This is a genomic window from Nocardia sp. NPDC050697 (genome assembly GCF_040654395.1).
Taxonomy (GTDB): domain Bacteria; phylum Actinomycetota; class Actinomycetes; order Mycobacteriales; family Mycobacteriaceae; genus Nocardia.
On record NZ_JBFAHY010000012.1, the window covers coordinates 21611 to 38057 of the forward strand.

Annotated in this window: 14 protein-coding genes and 1 pseudogene; 4 read left to right on the top strand and 11 right to left on the bottom strand. The window is 72.8% G+C overall.

The features are described from left to right. Positions 1–6: 6 nt before the first annotated feature. The 9 genes from AB0H71_RS30900 to infC all read right to left on the bottom strand — a co-directional run bounded on the left by AB0H71_RS30900 (position 7) and on the right by infC (position 7724). Complete coding sequence (locus AB0H71_RS30900) at positions 7–513, bottom strand: hypothetical protein (RefSeq protein ID WP_357028003.1); 507 nt, start codon at positions 511–513, stop codon at positions 7–9. A gap of 10 nt (positions 514–523) precedes the next feature. Then, positions 524–1321: an alpha/beta fold hydrolase gene (locus tag AB0H71_RS30905; RefSeq protein WP_357028005.1), complete on the bottom strand. Its 798-nt coding sequence runs from the start codon at positions 1319–1321 to the stop codon at positions 524–526. Further along, complete coding sequence (locus tag AB0H71_RS30910) at positions 1318–1599, bottom strand: DUF427 domain-containing protein (protein WP_357028008.1); 282 nt, start codon at positions 1597–1599, stop codon at positions 1318–1320. Before AB0H71_RS30910 ends, AB0H71_RS30905 begins: the two co-directional genes overlap by 4 nt. A gap of 31 nt (positions 1600–1630) precedes the next feature. Further along, on the bottom strand, positions 1631–4132 hold the full coding sequence (gene pheT / locus AB0H71_RS30915; protein ID WP_357028011.1) for a phenylalanine--tRNA ligase subunit beta: 2502 nt from the start codon (positions 4130–4132) through the stop codon (positions 1631–1633). Between the two features lie 30 nt (positions 4133–4162). Further along, complete coding sequence (gene pheS / locus AB0H71_RS30920) at positions 4163–5221, bottom strand: phenylalanine--tRNA ligase subunit alpha (protein WP_357028014.1); 1059 nt, start codon at positions 5219–5221, stop codon at positions 4163–4165. A gap of 82 nt (positions 5222–5303) precedes the next feature. Continuing rightward, positions 5304–6227: an RNA methyltransferase gene (locus tag AB0H71_RS30925; protein WP_357028017.1), complete on the bottom strand. Its 924-nt coding sequence runs from the start codon at positions 6225–6227 to the stop codon at positions 5304–5306. 79 nt (positions 6228–6306) lie between these two features. Continuing rightward, positions 6307–6687, bottom strand: coding sequence for a 50S ribosomal protein L20 (rplT, locus tag AB0H71_RS30930; RefSeq protein ID WP_067591293.1), 381 nt, complete (start codon positions 6685–6687; stop codon positions 6307–6309). A 118-nt stretch (positions 6688–6805) separates the two neighbouring features. After that, a complete protein-coding gene (rpmI, locus tag AB0H71_RS30935) occupies positions 6806–7000 on the bottom strand; it encodes a 50S ribosomal protein L35 (protein WP_357028020.1) in 195 nt (64 codons plus the stop codon). Positions 7001–7055: 55 nt separating this feature from the next. Next, positions 7056–7724, bottom strand: coding sequence for a translation initiation factor IF-3 (infC, locus tag AB0H71_RS30940; RefSeq protein ID WP_357028382.1), 669 nt, complete (start codon positions 7722–7724; stop codon positions 7056–7058). Between the two features lie 321 nt (positions 7725–8045). Here infC and AB0H71_RS30945 point away from each other — a divergent pair, with 321 nt between their 5' ends. After that, positions 8046–8543, top strand: a complete 498-nt coding sequence (locus tag AB0H71_RS30945) for a DinB family protein (RefSeq protein WP_357028024.1) — start codon at positions 8046–8048, stop codon at positions 8541–8543. A gap of 5 nt (positions 8544–8548) precedes the next feature. Beyond that, positions 8549–8926 (top strand): DUF1844 domain-containing protein, encoded by a 378-nt coding sequence (locus AB0H71_RS30950; RefSeq protein WP_357028027.1) that lies wholly within the window; start codon positions 8549–8551, stop codon positions 8924–8926. Positions 8927–9827: 901 nt separating this feature from the next. Here AB0H71_RS30950 and uvrA read toward each other — a convergent pair. Next, positions 9828–12662: pseudogene (gene uvrA, locus AB0H71_RS30955) on the bottom strand (excinuclease ABC subunit UvrA); the annotation flags it as partial. Positions 12663–12882: 220 nt separating this feature from the next. Between uvrA and AB0H71_RS30960 the strand changes: the two are divergent. After that, on the top strand, positions 12883–13515 hold the full coding sequence (locus tag AB0H71_RS30960; protein WP_357028030.1) for a response regulator transcription factor: 633 nt from the start codon (positions 12883–12885) through the stop codon (positions 13513–13515). Between the two features lie 58 nt (positions 13516–13573). On the opposite strand, the gene AB0H71_RS30965 is transcribed toward AB0H71_RS30960, so the two are convergent. Then, entirely contained in the window at positions 13574–14452 is an 879-nt protein-coding gene (locus tag AB0H71_RS30965; RefSeq protein ID WP_357028032.1) for a sigma 54 modulation/S30EA ribosomal C-terminal domain-containing protein, read from the bottom strand. A 225-nt stretch (positions 14453–14677) separates the two neighbouring features. On the opposite strand from AB0H71_RS30965, the gene AB0H71_RS30970 reads away from it, so the two are divergent. Continuing rightward, positions 14678–16399: a GAF domain-containing protein gene (locus tag AB0H71_RS30970; protein ID WP_357028035.1), complete on the top strand. Its 1722-nt coding sequence runs from the start codon at positions 14678–14680 to the stop codon at positions 16397–16399. Positions 16400–16447: the final 48 nt, after the last annotated feature.

Consider the following 16447-nt stretch of genomic DNA (forward strand, 5'->3'; position numbering starts at 1 on the left):
CGGGTGTCACGGCCCGGTGGGTTCGTCGCGCATCGACTTCCGGATCTTGTCGAGGCGGTCGCGGGCCGCGTCCTCGCGCGCCTGCCACTGTTCTTCGACGCTGCGCCCCGCGGTGGTCTCGCGATCGAGCTCCTCCCGGCCCTGCGCGGTGCCGAAGCGCTGCTCGACCTTATCGCGAACGGAGTCGAATGTCGGCACCCCGGAGGCGGTATAGCCGCCGGTCGGCGGCGTACCGGACATACCCTGCGGCGGTACCGGTACCGGCGGTACCGCAAACCCGCCGCCGACCTGCTGCGATCCGGGTGCCCGCGGCGGCACGGTGCCGGGGTCGGGGTGCGGGGTGTCCGGAATCACAACGGCGTCGAGCGGCTCGCCCGAGGTGGCCTGCTCGGTGAGCGCGGCATGTGCCCGCGCGAACGTCGGCCGCTGCGCGGTGGCGGCGCGGAGTACGGCGAGCAGTTCGTCGTCCGGGAGCGCGGCGAGCAGTGCGGCGATTCCGGCGGAGTCGGTCATGCCGTCCAGGCTACGGAGCGAGGCCGCACTCCGTGCGCGCCCACTCGGCGATGAGCCCGGCCCAGCGGCGGCCGGCGGCCATGATGAGGTCGTTGTGACCCGAGCCGGGGAAGATCTCCAGCCGCTTGGGGTCGGGGGCGGCGGCGTAGAGGCGGTGCGAGTGCTCGACGGGGATGAGTTCGTCCCGATCGCCGTGCATGAGCAGCAGCGGGGTACGCAGGCCGCCGATCCGACGCAGGGTCGGGTAGGCATCGGGCACCAGCGGCGCGGGGATCACCGGGAAGACCGAGCGGGCGGCGGCGCGCAGCCCGGTGAAGGTGGACATGAGCACCGCCCCGGCGGGCGGGTGCGCGGCCGCCAGCTCGGTGACGACCGCCCCGCCGAGCGATTTCCCCAGGTAGACGACGCGCGCCGGATCGATCTCCGACCGCTCGAGCAGCGCCTCGCGGGCGGCGCGGGCATCCAGGTAGGTGCCGCGTTCGCTGGGCCGCCCGGTACTGCGGCCGTACCCGCGGTAGTCGAAGGCGAGCACGTCGAACCCGGCGGCGGTGAGCAGCGCGAAGATCGGCAGCCGGTCGCCGATATTGCCCGCGTTGCCGTGCGCGAAGAGGATGTGCCCGATCTGCTCGCCCCTGGCAGGCAGCCACCAGGCGTGCAGCGTCTCCCCGTCGGCGGTGCGCGGCGCGAGCTCGGTGCAGGCCAGCCCGAGCAGGTCGGGGGTCCAGGCGATCTCCCGGGTCGGGTGGTAGGTGAGCGCGTGCATCACCGCGTTCGCCGGGTGCCGCGCCGCGCGCACCGCCAGCGTCATCCGGTGATCTCGACGCCGCGCCAGAACGCCACCCGGTCCCGGATCTCCGCGGCCTTCGGCTTCGGCTCCGGGTAGTACCAGGCGGCGTCGGGGTTGGTCGCGCCGTCCACGGTGACGCTGTAGTAGGACGCCGTGCCCTTCCACGGGCACACCGAGTGCTTGTCGCTCGCGGCGAAGTACTCCCGGTTCAGCGCCGACGCCGGGAAGTAGTGGTTGCCCTCCACCACCACGGTGTCGTCGCTCTCGGCCAGGACCGCGCCGTTCCATTCCGCTCGCATGATGCGCCTTTCGCCGGGGACTCCCCCGACGTTACCCGCGCAGTTCCGCACCCACGGCGCTCGCCGCGGCGGCCACCGCGGCATCGCGGGCGGCGCTCGCCTCGTCCTCGGTGAGGGTGCGGTCGGGCGCGCGGAAGCGGAGGGCGTAGGTGAGGGAGCGGCGGTCGGCCCCGGCCTGCGCGCCCTCGTAGACGTCGAAGAGCGCGATGTCTTCCAGCAGCGTGCCGCCGCCGTCGCGCAGCGCCGCCTCGACGGTGGCGGCGGGCACCGAGCGGGCCACCGTCACCGAGACGTCCTGCAGCACCGCGGGGAACGGCGAGACCACCGGCACCGGACGGGTGTCGCGTAGCGGGAGCGCGTCCAGGTCGAGTTCGAGCGCGCAGGTGCGGGCGGGCAGCCCGGCCCGCTCCAGCACCGCCGGGTGCAGCTCGCCCGCGTACCCGACGACGGCGCCGTCCACGACGAGTTCGGCGCAGCGCCCCGGGTGCCAGGGCAGGTGCGCGGCGGGGCGGCGCTCGATCGTGACCCCCGCGGCGTCACCCACCGCGTCGGCCAGCGCGAAGGCGTCGGCGGCCTCGGCCTGCCTGCCCGGACCCCACGGCCCGCGCGGCTCGCGGCGGCCGGAGAGCACCGCGGCGACGTGCACCGGCTGGGCGGGCAGCGACCCGAGCAGCTCGGCGATCTGCTCGTCGGACGGCCGCCGGTCCACCGGAAGCGCCTCGACCGGCCGCACGTTCGGGCCGGGCAGCACCACCTGGGCGATGCCGTAGAGCGCGAGGTCGCGCGCGCCGCGGGAGATATTGCGCGCGGCCACCTCGAGCAGCCCGGGCAGCAGCGTGGTGGCGAGCTCGGGGCGTTCGGCGTCGAGCGGGTTCAGCACCCGGGTGGTGGTGCGGCGCGGGTCCTCGTCGTCCAGCCCCCACACGTCGAACACCCCGGCGGGCAGGAAGACCGGCGGCGGCACCTCGACGCAGCCGGTGAAGGCGAGCGCCCGGCTCACCGCGCGGCGGCGGCGCTGCGCGGGGGTGAGCCCGCGCCCGGCCGGCGCGGTGGGCACCACGGACGGGATCTGCTCCAGCCCCTCCAGCCGCAGCACCTCCTCGACCAGGTCGGCGGGTTGCGCCAGGTCCGGCCGCCAGCTCGGCGGGGTGACCAGCAGCTGACCGTGCCCGGTGTCGCTCACCGCGACCTCGACGGTGCAGCCGATCTGCGCGAGCCTGCGCGCGGCGGTTCCGGTCGGGTAGGTGACGCCGGCGACCCGGTCCGGCAGGTCGATGTCCATGGCGATGGCGGGCGCGGGCGCGACCGGCACCCGGACGTCGCTGAGCACGTCCTCGACGGTGCCGCCGGCGATCTGGGCGAGCAGCGCGGCGGCGCGGTCCAGCGCGACCACGTTGAGCTCCGGGTCCACCACCCTCTCGTACCGCTTGCCCGCCTCGGAGACCAGCTTGTGCCTGCGCGCGGTCCGGTAGATGAGCAGCGGGTTCCAGGTGGCGGCCTCCAGCAGCACGTCGGTGGTGGCGGCGCCGACCTCGGTGCTCGCGCCGCCCATGACCCCGGCCAGCGAGACCACGCCGGAGTCGTCGGCGATCACCACGTCCTCCGGGTCGAGCGTGCGCTCGACGTCGTCCAGGGTGCGCAGCTGCTCCCCCGGCCGCGCCTGCCGCACCACCAGCTCACCCCGCACGGCGGCGGCATCGAAGGCGTGCAGCGGCTGGCCGAGCTCGAGCATGACGTAGTTGGTGACGTCCACCGCGGGCGAGATCGGCCGCACCCCGGAGAGCAGCAGCCTGCGCTGCAGCCACCACGGCGAGACCGCCTTCGGGTCGATGCCGGTGACCCGGCGGGCCGCGAAGCGGGTGCACTTCGACTCCGGCTCCAGCGTGATCGGCCAGGCGGGGGCGGCCGAGTCCGGCAGCGTGCGCACCGCGGGGTCGGCATACTCCAGGTCGAAGCCGCAAGCCAGCTCGCGGGAGAGGCCGCGCACCGAGAAGCAGTAGCCGCGGTCCGGGGTGATGTTCAGCTCGATGACGGTGTCGTCCAGCCCGAGCAGCTCGTTCGCGTCGGTGCCCGGCTCGGCGGTGCCGGGCTCGAGCACCAGGATGCCGGAGTGGTCCTTGCCGATGCCGAGCTCGGCGACCGAGCAGATCATGCCGTGCGAGGTGTGGCCGTAGGTCTTGCGCGAGCTGATCCGGAACCCGCCGGGCAGCGTCGCGCCGGGGAGCACCACCACGACCAGGTCGCCCTCGGCGAAATTCCGGGCGCCGCAGATGATCTCCTGCGGCTCCGGGTTGCCGACATCGACCCGGCAGAAGCGGATGGGCTTCTTGAACTCGGTGAGCTCGGTGATCTCCAGTACCCGGCCGACCACCAGCGGATGCTCGAGGTCACCGGTCACCCGCTGGAGCCGGTCGACCTCCTCGACCTCCAGCCCCACCCGGACGAATCCCGCGTCGAGCTCCTCCGGCGTCACCGACCACTCCGGGACGGTGCGGGCGATGATCTCGGTCAGCCAGGACTGCGCTACTCGCACGTGACGTGTCGCTCTCTCGTATCGGAAGGGTCAGGACCGGACGCCGAAGGGCAGGGTGAACCGCACATCGCCCTCGACGATGTCGCGCATGTCGGGAATCCCGTTGCGGAACTGCAGGGTGCGCTCCAGCCCCATGCCGAAGGCGAAGCCGCTGTACTCCTCCGGGTCGATCCCGCTCGCGATCAGCACCTTGGGGTTGACCATGCCGCAGCCGCCCCACTCGACCCAGCCCGCGCCGCCCTTCTTGTCCGGGAACCAGACGTCGACCTCGGCGGAGGGCTCGGTGAAGGGGAAGTAGTTGGGGCGCATGCGGGTGCGGGTCTCCGGGCCGAAGAGCGCGCGGGCGAAGGCGTCCAGGGTGCCGCGCAGGTGCGCCATGGTCAGCCCCTTATCCACCGCCAGCCCCTCCACCTGGGAGAAGACCGGGGTGTGGGTGGCGTCCAGCTCGTCGGTGCGGAAGGTGCGGCCCGGGCAGACCACGTAGATCGGCAGCTCGCGCGCCAGCAGCGAGCGCACCTGCACCGGCGAGGTGTGCGTGCGCAGCACCTGGCGCGAGCCCTCCGGCGCGATGTGGAAGGTGTCCTGCATGGTGCGCGCGGGGTGGTCGGGGAGGAAGTTGAGCGCGTCGAAGTTGAAGTGCTCGGTCTCCACCTCCGGCCCCTCGGCGACCTCCCAGCCCATGGCGACGAAGACGTCGGCGATCTGCTCGGAGATCACGGTGATCGGGTGCCGCGCGCCCGCGGCCGCGCGCCGGGCGGGCAGCGTGACGTCGATTGCCTCGGCGACCAGCACGGCGGCATCGCGCTCGGCGAGCAGCGCGGCGCGGCGGGCGTCGAAGGCGTCGGAGACCCGGGTGCGGGCGGCGTTGACCCGCTTGCCCGCGTCCTTCTTCTCCTCCTTGGGGATGCTGCCGAGCGCGCGCTGGGCCAGCGCCAGCGGCGCCTTCCCGCCCAGGTGCTCGGTCTTGGCGACGGCCAGCGCCTCCAGATCCGCCGCGGCGGCGAACGCCTTCTCGGCGGCAGCCGCGGCCGCGGCCAGTGCCTCCTCGGTCAGCGCGGTGCCCTGCTCGGCTGCGGTGTCGTCGGCCACAGTAGCTCGTCTCTCCCTGCGGTTAGGTGCGGAATCGTCCCGGTCGAATCGTATTCGATGGGCCGCGGCGGCTTCACCCGGATTACCGGGCGTGCCTGACCCGCGAGCTCGCGTAGAGGCAGATGGCCGCGGCGGCGGCCAGGTTCAGGCTCTCGGCGCGGCCGCGGATGGGGATGCGCACCCGGTGGTCGGCGCGCTCGGCCAGCTCGGGGGCGAGCCCGTGCGCCTCGTTGCCGAAGAGCCAGGCGACCGGGCCGGCCAGCACCGGGTCGGCGTCGTCCAGGTCGAGTTCACCGCGCGCGGTGGTGGCGAGCAGGGTGACGCCCGCGGCGCTCAGGGCGTCCAGCGCGGCGGTGATGTCGCGCTCCCTGGCGATCGGGACGTGGAACAGGCTGCCCGCGCTGGCCCGCACGCACTTGCCGTTGTGCGGGTCGACGGTGTCGCCGGCCAGCACGACGCCGTCCACGCCGACCGCGTCGGCCACCCGGATCAGCGTGCCCGCATTGCCGGGCTCGGCGATCTCGACCGGTACGGCGAACAGCGCGGGTGCGCGCTCGGCGGCGGAACCGGAGCTTGCCGCGCGCGGTGAACCCTCGGCGACCAGCGCGGATACGGCGACGGTCGCCGCTGGGCCGGTGGTGGCCGCGGCGTCAGCGGTGCCCGTACCACCGGGCGCGGACAGCAGCGTGGCGAGCGGCACGTCGAGCAGGTCGCAGACCGCGACCAGTCCCGGGGCAGTGACCGTCTCGCCGAGGTGCTGCGCGGCCCGCTCGCTCACCAGCGTGGTGCGCACGCCGCTCGCCGCAGCACCGGCGACCAGCTCGTGCTCCCGCCCGGCGGCGCTCGCGGAGTAGAACAGCTCGCGCACCCGCCCGGTCTCCAGCGCGGCGCTCACCGCGTTCGCCCCCTCGGCGAGGAAGGCCCCGCTCTTCCGGCGCTGCGCCGAGCGGTGCAGCTTGGCGGCGGCGACGACCCGCGGGTTCCGCGGCTCCAGCGGCTCAGCCACGGGCACCGCCCGACGCGGAAACGACCCGCGGGATATCCCCCGCGGGTCGTTCCGGAAAGTGGTGATTCAACGCGTGCCGTCAGGCGGCGGGAGCGTTGACATCCTCGGGCAGGGCCGCCTTGGCGACCGCGACGAGGCCGGCGAACGCCTCGGCGTCCGACACCGCGAGCTCGGCCAGGATCTTGCGGTCCACCTCGACACCGGCGGCCTTCAGGCCCTGGATGAACCGGTTGTAGGTGATGTCGTTGAGCCGGGCGGCGGCATTGATGCGCGCGATCCACAGCTTGCGGAAGTCACCCTTGCGCGCCCGGCGGTCCCGGTAGGCGTAGGTGAGCGAGTGCAGCTGCTGTTCCTTGGCCTTGCGGTACAGCCGGGAGCGCTGGCCCCGGTAGCCCTTGGAGGCCTCGAGGATGGAACGGCGCTTCTTCTGAGCGTTGACGGCCCTCTTGACGCGTGCCACTGGTCGGTCCTGTTCGGATGTCGTGGGCGCGGCGAGGCGCCCTGGTTCGGTTGATTCTGGGCGTCCGGGTCAGCGGACGCGGGGTCGCGCGGGTATCGCTACCCGCGCCGGAAGCACGTCAGATACCGAGCAGCCGCTTGATGCGGGGGGCGTCGGCGGTGGAGACGGACTCGATGCCGTCCAGACGACGAGTCCGGCGGCTCGGCTTGTGCTCGAGCAGGTGGCGGCGGTTCGCCTGCTGACGCAGCAGCTTGCCCTTGCCCGACACCTTGAATCGCTTCGAGGCGCCGCTGTGGCTCTTCATCTTCGGCATGAGTGACCTCAATCTGTGTGCCGGCGGCCCGTGGGCCGCCGAGTGCTTGTTCGTCCTACTGCGGCGCGGCCGTGTCGGCCGGCGCGGGGGCCGGTTCCGGGGCGGGGCCGGTCCGGGGGCGCGGCGCCGCGTCCTGCTGCGCCTTCACCCGGGTCTTCGCGCCCTTGTGCGGGGCGAGGACCATCGTCATGTTGCGGCCGTCCTGCTTGGCCGAGGTCTCCACGAAACCCAGCTCGGCGACGTCGGACGCGAGCCGCTGCAGCAACCGGAACCCGAGTTCGGGCCTGGACTGCTCGCGACCCCGGAACATGATCGTCACCTTGACCTTGGACCCGGCCTCGAGGAAGCGAACCACATTGCGCTTCTTGGTCTCGTAGTCGTGGTCGTCGATCTTGGGGCGGAGCTTCTGCTCCTTGATGACGGTCTGGACCTGGTTCTTCCGGGACTCACGCGCTTTCTGCGCCGTCTCGTACTTGAACTTGCCGTAGTCCATGATCTTGCAGACCGGCGGACGGGCATCCGGGGCCACCTCGACGAGGTCGAGATCGGCTTCGAGGGCGACGCGTAGCGCATCTTCAACACGCACGATCCCAACCTGTTCGCCGCCGGGCCCGATGAGCCGGACCTCGGGAACACGGATGCGATCGTTGATGCGGGTCTCAGTGCTGATGGGGCCTCCTAGGTCAAGCGGTGTCGTCGACGACCGCGTGCAGGTAACCCCGATATCAACGCGAAAGCCCCGGTCCGGTATTTCACCGGCCGAGGCCCGAGTCGACCGATCACCACGGAACCCGTACGCCGGAGGGCACACAGGAATCCGGCCCCCGAGGGGGCGGGTGACCGGACCACGTACCGGACACGAGGGTCGGCGGCGGTGGGAGTCGGGCTCCACTTGCGACCCCGGACGGAGAGTGAGCATGCGACAGGCATGCTTACCACCGACCAGGGCGGTCGTCGCGGACAACTCTAGCAGTTATGCGCCCCGGCTCCCAATCGCCCCTTATTCGCTTGCGAGTGCCGGCGGTTCGCTGGGACCGTTCCGGCCGTGACCGACCTGCTGCGCTGGCAATTCGACCTGACCTGGTCGCTCGCCACCATCCACCTCGACGATCTCACCGCCGACGACGCGCTGTGGGAGCCGGGCCCGCTGGTCTGGACCGTGCGCCGGGACGCCGCCGGGGTCTGGCGCCCGGACTGGGCGGAGACCGAGCCGGACCCCATCCCGGTGCCGACCATCGGCTGGCTCACCTGGCACATCGACTGGTGGTGGTCGGGCGCGCTCGCCACCGTCCGCGGCGCCGCGCCGCCCGGGCACGGCGACGTCCCGTGGGCCGGGAGCACCGGGGCCGCGGTGGCCCGGCTGCGCGCCCTGCGCACCGAGTGGCTCGCCGCCCTGGAGACGCTCGGCCCGGACGCGCTGGCCGAGCCGGCGGGCGCCTGGCCGACCGTGGCCCACCTGGTGGCCTGGGTGAACGCGGAGCTCATGAAGAACGTCGCGGAGCTCGGGCAGCTCCGGCTGGCCCGGCGGGCATCGCTAGCCTGAACGCCATGACCGACCAGCCCGCATCCGCCGCCACCACCGAGACCGCCGCGCATACCGAGCCCGATGTGCGCGAGCTGGCCGATATTCCGGCGGTGGAGGTGATCAGCCGGGCCGCCGTGATGCTGATGAGCTCGGCCGCGGAGAAGCTGGGGCTGGCCGACGCGGATCCGGATACCAGCCCGCGCCGCGATCTGGACGAGGCGCGGCGGCTGATCACCGCGCTGGCCGGGCTGGTCACCGCGTCGGTGGAGTATCTGGGGCCGCACGCGGGGCCGATCCGGGACGGGCTGCAGTCGCTGCAGCGGGCCTTCCGGGAGAGTTCGGCGCACCCGGACGCGCCGGGGACCGGGCCGGGCGAGAAGTACACCGGGCCGGTGTACTGAGCAATTCGTGACCGGGCGGAGCGGCCTGTGGGCTGCTCCGCCCGGTGCTGTTCACAGCCCCGGCGGGGTCACCGAGATGGACGAGCCCGTGGCGATGACCTGGGCGAGGGCGGCGAAGAGGTCGGAGAATCCGGCACTTCCGGTGTCCATGTATCCGTTTTCCTTTCCGGTGGCGCGCTCAGGCGCCGGTGCCGGGGTTGTAGTTGAGCGACGAGCCGGTGCTCAGGGCCTGCAGCACCGCGGCGACCAGCGCCGCGATATCGACGCCTTCCATGTGAATTCCTCTCTGGCGGAACCATTTCCGGATCGTGCCGCCGCCGCGCCGGCGATCGGGAACGATCCGGATCGAACGAGTGCCGCGCTGTCCGGGACACGTTCCGGACGCGGCGCCGCCGATCTTACATACGGCCGTTTCAGATCGGGCCGAAATCTGGACGTTCGACCGAATGCCGATTCTCGGCGACCGAAAATGCCGTGCCCCCGCACGGGCGAACACGCGACGGGCCGAACGCGGCGCGGGCCCCGCGGCTGACGTTGCAGCTACGGGGCCCGCGTCGAAAAGCTCGGCTCAGCGCAGGGCCGCCGCCTTGCGGGAGAGCCGCTTGGCGGTGGCCGCCGCGCGCTGCGCGGGCTCGGCATCGGCGGCCGCGGCCTTCTTGGCGGGCGCCTTCCGCGCACTCGCCTTCGCGGGCGCGCCCTCCCCGCGCGCCGCCTTCGCGGCCTCGCCCCGAGCCGCCTTCGCCGGCGCCGCCTTCGCGGTGCGCTTGGCCGCGGCCTTGACGTTCACCGGCTCCGCCGGGGCGTCCACCTCCGGAGAAGCATCCGCCCCCTTGCGCGCCCGCGCCTTGCGCACCGGCGCCGCGACCGCACCCCGCTCGGCGGCGGTCTCCAGCGCCTCCCGCAGGAACCCGCCGGTGTAACTGCCCTCGACCGCCGCCACCTCCTCCGGCGTCCCCTCGGCGACGACCATTCCCCCGCCGGAGCCACCCTCCGGCCCCATGTCGATGATCCAGTCGGCGGTCTTGACCACATCCAGGTTGTGCTCGATGACGATCACGGTATTGCCCTTGTCGACCAGCCCGTTGATCACGATGAGCAGCTTGCGGATGTCCTCGAAGTGCAGCCCGGTGGTCGGCTCGTCGAGGATGTAGGCGGTGCGCCCGTTCGACCGCTTCTGCAGCTCGGCGGCGAGCTTGACGCGCTGCGCCTCACCACCGGAGAGCGTCGGCGCGCTCTGCCCCAGCCGGACGTACCCGAGCCCGACGTCGACCAGCGTCTTCAGGTACCGGTGGATCGAGGTGACCGGCTCGAAGAAATCGGCGGCGACCTCGATCGGCATGTCGAGCACCTCGGCGATGGTCTTGCCCTTGTAGTGCACCTCCAGCGTCTCCCGGTTGTACCGGGCGCCGTGGCATACCTCGCACGGGACGTAGACGTCCGGCAGGAAGTTCATCTCGATCTTGAGCGTGCCGTCGCCGGAGCACGCCTCGCAGCGCCCGCCCTTGACATTGAAGGAGAACCGCCCCGGCTGGTACCCGCGCACCTTGGCCTCGGTGGTGGCCGCGAAGAGGGTGCGGATCTTGTCGAAGACGCCGGTGTAGGTGGCCGGGTTGGAGCGCGGGGTGCGGCCGATCGGCGACTGGTCCACCTGCACCAGCTTGTCCAGGTGATCGAGCCCGGTGATCCTGGTGTGCCTGCCCGGCACCTGCCGCGCGCCGTTCAGCTTGTTCTGCAGCACGGTGGCGAGGATGTCGTTCACCAGGGTGGACTTGCCGGAGCCGGAGACGCCGGTGACGGCGGTGAGCACGCCGAGCGGGAAGTGCACGTCGATCCCGCGCAGGTTGTGCTCGGTGGCGCCGACCACGGTGAGCCTGCGCTTGCGGTCGATCGGCCTGCGCACCAGCGGCAGCGCGATGCTCTCCCGCCCCGCGAGGTAGGCGCCGGTGAGCGAGGTCTCGTTGCTCAGCAGCTCCCGGTAGGTGCCGCTGTGCACGACCTTGCCGCCGTGCTCGCCCGCCATCGGGCCGATGTCGACCACCCAGTCCGAGGCCCGGATGGTGTCCTCGTCGTGCTCGACCACGATCAGGGTGTTGCCGAGGTCGCGCAGCCGGGTGAGCGTCTCGATGAGCTTGCGGTTGTCCCGCTGGTGCAGCCCGATGGAGGGCTCGTCCAGCACGTACAGCACGCCGACCAGCCCGGAGCCGATCTGGGTGGCGAGCCGGATGCGCTGCGCCTCGCCGCCGGAGAGCGTGGCGGCGGCGCGCGAGAGGCTCAGGTACTCCAGCCCCACGTCGAGCAGGAACCCGAGCCGGGCCTGCACCTCCTTGACGATCTGCCCGGCGATGGCGGCCTGCCGCTCGCCCAGGGTGAGGCCGTTCAGGAAGGCCGCGCAGTCCCCGATCGACAGGTCGCTGACCTCGGCGATGGAGCGCCGGTCGTCGCCCGAGGCGATGGTCACCGCGAGGATCTCCGGGCGCAGCCTGCTGCCGCGGCAGACGGGGCACGGGATGTCCCGCATGTAGCCCTCGTAGTGCTCCTTCATCTGCTCGGACTCGGTGTTCTCCATGCGCCGCTGCAGGAAGGGCATGACGCCCTCGAAGTCGGCGTAGTAGGAGCGCTTGCGGCCGTAGCGGTTGGTGTAGGAGACGTGCACCTGGTCGGTGCTGCCCTCGAGCACCGCCTTGCGCGCCTTGGCGGGCAGGTTCTTCCACGGCGTCTTGATGGAGAAGCCGTTCGCCTCGGCCAAGCCGGAGAGCAGCCGGGTGAAGTACTCCGCGGACTGCCCGCGCGACCACGGCGCGATGGCGCCGTCGGCCAGGCTCAGCTCCGGGTCGGGCACCACCAGCTCCGGGTCGACCTCCTTGCGGATGCCGAGGCCGGTGCAGTCCGGGCAGGCGCCGTACGGCGAGTTGAAGGAGAAGGAGCGCGGCTCCAGGTCCTCGATGTCGAGCGGGTGGCCGTTCGGGCAGGCCAGCCGCTCGGAGAAGCGGCGCTCGCGGTCGTGCGCGTGCTCGTCGCGGTCCACGAAGTCGAGCACGACGATGCCGTCGGCCAGCCGCAGCGCGGTCTCGATGGAGTCGGTGAGCCGCTGCTTGGCATTGCCCTTGACGGCGAGCCGGTCGATCACCACCTCGACGTCGTGCTTCTCCTGCTTCTTCAGCTTCGGCGGGTCGGTGAGCGGGTAGACCACGCCGTCCACCCGGACGCGCGAGTAGCCCTGGCCGTTCAGCTGGTCGAAGAGGTCGACGAACTCGCCCTTGCGGGTGCGCACCACCGGGGCCAGCACCTGGAAGCGCAGCCCCTCGTCCATGGCGAGCACCTGGTCCACGATCTGCTGCGGGGACTGCTTGGCGATCAGCTCGTGGCAGACCGGGCAGTGCGGGGTGCCTGCCCGGGCGTAGAGCAGCCGCAGGTAGTCGTAGACCTCGGTGATGGTGCCGACGGTGGAGCGGGGGTTGCGGTTCGTCGACTTCTGATCGATCGAGACCGCGGGGGAGAGCCCCTCGATGAAGTCCACGTCCGGCTTGTCCATCTGGCCGAGGAACTGGCGCGCGTACGCGGAGAGCGACTCCACGTAGCGCCGCTGGCCCTCGGCGAAGATGGTGTCGAAGGCAAGGCTCGACTTGCCGGAGCCGGAGAGCCCGGTGAACACGATCAAGCTGTCCCGGGGCAGATCGAGGTCGACCCCCTTCAGGTTGTGCTCCCGAGCTCCGCGAACGGTGAGGCGTTCCGCCACCAGAAGTCCCTTCTCGATCGTGTTCCGACGTGCACAGGTGTCCCCGGCGGCGATGCTAGAGGCGACCACCGACAAGTAGCGGCCGCGAGGTCGGGGCGGGGGCTAAGGTGGGGTCGCAGAACACGACGACCGCGGCCGCCGGGGTGCAGGCGCCGCACGTATTCGTCGTCCAGCATACGGACGCGGCGCCGCTGCGGCGGCGGGCGGAGCGGAGGGCGGGATGCTCGGGGTGTTCCTGGTCGACGACCACGAGATCGTCCGGCGGGGGCTGGTCGACCTGCTACAGAGCGATCCGGAGCTGACCGTCGTCGGTCAGGCGGGCACGGTCGCGGCCGCGCTGGCCGGGGTGCGTGCGGTGCGGCCGGACGTCGCGGTGCTGGACGTACGGCTGCCGGACGGCAACGGCATCGAGCTCTGCCGCGACCTGCTGGCCGAGCACGACGGGCTGCGCTGCCTCATCCTCACCTCGTACAGCGATGAGCACGCCATGCTGGACGCGGTGCTCGCCGGGGCGGGCGGCTATGTGGTGAAGAACATCAAGGGGATGGAGCTGGCCGAAGCCATCAAGCAGGTCGGCGCGGGCCGCTCACTGCTCGGCGGGCGCTCGGCGGAGACGCTGGAGGCGCGGCTGCGGCACGCCAGCGGCGCCGCCGTGCTGGAGCGCCTCACCGAGCAGGAGCGGCGGTTGCTCGCGCTGCTCGGCGAGGGGCTCACCAACCGGCAGATCGCCGCCCGCATGTTCCTCGCCGAGAAGACGGTGAAGAACTACGTCTCCCGGCTGCTCGCCAAGCTCGGCATGGAGCGCCGCACCCAGGCCGCCGTGCTCGCCAGCAAGCTGGACTCCGGCGCCTGAGCCTATTCCCGCGCCCGGCGCCGCCGAGCCCCGCAGCCGGGCGGCTGAACCCTCATGATCAGCCCGCGGCGGCGGGCGTGACCAGGGTCAGGTCGCCGTCGTAGCGGCGGTAGAGCAGGGCGCCGCGGCCGGTGGCGGTGTCGGTGAAGAACAGGAACGGCATCCCGGCGCGGCAGAGCCGGTGCGCGGCGGCCGCCTTGGCCAGCACCGGCGCCGGCTCGGCGCTGGTGCGCACCGGGAGCGCGCCGACGCTCAGCGGTCCGGTCATGGGCGAGGGCGCGGGCCGGGTGGAGCGCTGCCGGATGAGCCCGGCCCCGGTCCCATCGACCCAGTGCACGACCGCGTCCTCCCCGGTCTCGGCATCCACGAACAGGTACGCCTCGTAGTCCATGGCGTCCAGGACGGCGGCCGCCTCGGCGGCGGTGCCGTCCAGCAGCAGGCACTGCTTGCTGCGCACGATCGGCCGCGGCCCGGTGATCGCGGTGAGCGGCGGGCGGGCCGGGTCCGGCCAGGCCCGCGCCTCCCCCGAGGCGGCCCTGGCCAGCCTGCGGTCCAGCCGCTCGGCGGCGAAGGTCACCGCGAAGCCGCGCGGGCCGGTGACCTGCACCCGGGTCGGCAGGTCGCGCAGGCAGAGGTTGGCCTGCACCAGGGTGGGGTCGCCGGGCCGGGCGGGCGCCGTCACCCTGACCCTGGTGGTGGCGTCCAGCCGGTGCCTGCGCAGCACCCGGCCGATGGCGCGCACCGCCCTGGTCACCTCGGCGGGCTCCACCTCACCGGAGGTGGTCACCGCGAGCACCGGGTCGCCCGCGGTGCTCCACTGCTGCACCGCCCGTTCGGGCTCGGGCGTGCTGCGGATCCGGCCCGCGGCCACCGGACGGCGGCGCATCGCCACCGACCGCGGCGCGGACGATCGGCGCACCCGTTTCGACGAATCCATCTGCCACACCCCACTTCCGATTCGTTCCCGCTGACCATGGAACAGCCGCCCCGCGCAAGGGACCAGGGTCGAAAGTCCTCTGTCACCGGCCGGGGCGTGCGACACGGCACCCGCGCGCGACCGGCCCGCCACCCCGGCGTTCTAAACTGGACCAGCGCGGCCGGTGCCGCGCGCCAGGGGTTTTCGAGTTCGGGCGCCGACGCCCGGCAGCAGGGGAATGCGCGGATGACCGACGAGAACGGCAGCGATCCCTACTCGGTGCGCGACACCCTCTCCCAACTGCGGCTGCGCGAGCTGCTCGGCGAGGTCAAGGAGCGGGTCGAGCTCATCATCGACTCCAGGGACCGGATGGACGGCCTGGTCGAGGCGATGCTCACGGTCACCGCGGGGCTGGATCTGGACGACACGCTGAAGGCCATCGTGCACGCCGCCACCCGGCTGGTGGACGCGCGCTACGGCGCGCTCGCGGTGCGCGGCCACGACGAGCAGGTGGTGCAGTTCCTGGACGAGGGCATCGACGACGCCACCAGGGCGCGGATCGCCGCCCAGCCCGCCGGGCACGGGGTGCTCGGCACGGTCTTCGGGCACACCCGCCCGGTGCGGCTGGAGGATCTCACCGCGCACCCGGACTCGGTCGGCTTCCCGCCGGGGCACCCGCCCATGCGCACCTTCCTCGGGGTCTCGGTGCGGATCAGGGACGAGGTGTTCGGCAGCCTCTACCTCACCGAGAAGGCGGGCGGCCAGCCCTTCACCGAGGACGACGACGTGCTGGTGCAGGCGCTGGCCGCGGCGGCGGGCACCGCGGTGGACAACGCCAGGCTGTACGAATCGGCGCGGACCAGGCAGGCCTGGATCGAGGCCACCCGCGATATCGCCACCGAGTTCCTGGCCGGCACCGACTCGGATCGGGTGCTGGCGCACGTGGTCGACCACGCCCGTACGCTGAGCGGCTCGCACCAGGCCTTCCTGGCCAGCGCGCCGATGCGGGTGGCGGGCGGCACCCCGGTGCGCGAGCTGGTGGTGACGCAGTGGGTCGGGCCGGACGCGGGCGCCGACTGGCAGCCGGTGCGGGTCTCCGGCACCGCGCTCGGCGAGGCCTTCACCCGCCGCACCCCGCTGCGCTGGGACGATCTCGGCGGCGCCGACCTGGGGGTGCCGCTGCGCAATGCCGGGCCGGTGCTTGTCCTCCCGCTCTGCACCCCGGACAGCACGCTCGGCGTGCTGGTCACCGTGCGGCCCGCCGGGTTCGCGCCGTTCAGCGACGAGCTGGTCGAGCTGACCGCCGCCTTCACCGACCAGGCCGCGCTCGCCATGCAGCTCGCCGACGCCCAGCAGCGGGTGCGCGAGCTGGACCTGGTCGCCGACCGCGACCGGATCGCGCGCGACCTGCACGACCACGTCATCCAGCGGCTCTTCGCCATCGGGCTGGCGCTGCAGAGCACGCTGCCGCAGGTGCAGGGGCCCCAGGTGCGGGAGCGGCTCGGCGCCACCATCGACGACCTGCACGAGGTGGTGCAGGAGATCCGCACCTCGATCTTCGACCTGCACGGCGGGATCGGGCTGCCGCAGCGGCTGGCCGACGCCGTGCGCCAGCAGACCGCGGAGACCGCGCTCCACGCCGACCTGCGGATCAGCGGCCCGGTGGACGCGCTCGCGCCGGAGCTGGCCGACCACACCGAGGCGGTGGTGCGCGAGGCGGTGAGCAACGCGGTGCGGCACTCCGGCGCCGACACCGTGCTGGTCGAGGTGGCGGCGGGCAGCGCGCTCACCGTCGTGGTCACCGACAACGGCTGGGGCATGCCGCACCACGTGGCCCGCTCCGGGCTGCGCAATCTGGAGCAGCGCGCCGAGTCGGCGGGCGGCTCGCTGGCGGTGGTGACCGCGGGGCCGGACGCCGACCCGCGCACCTTCCCCGGCACCAGGCTGCGCTGGTCGGTGCCGCTCTGACCGGGCCGGTGCGTACTGTGCGGTAACGGGAACGGTGCGATCGATCGA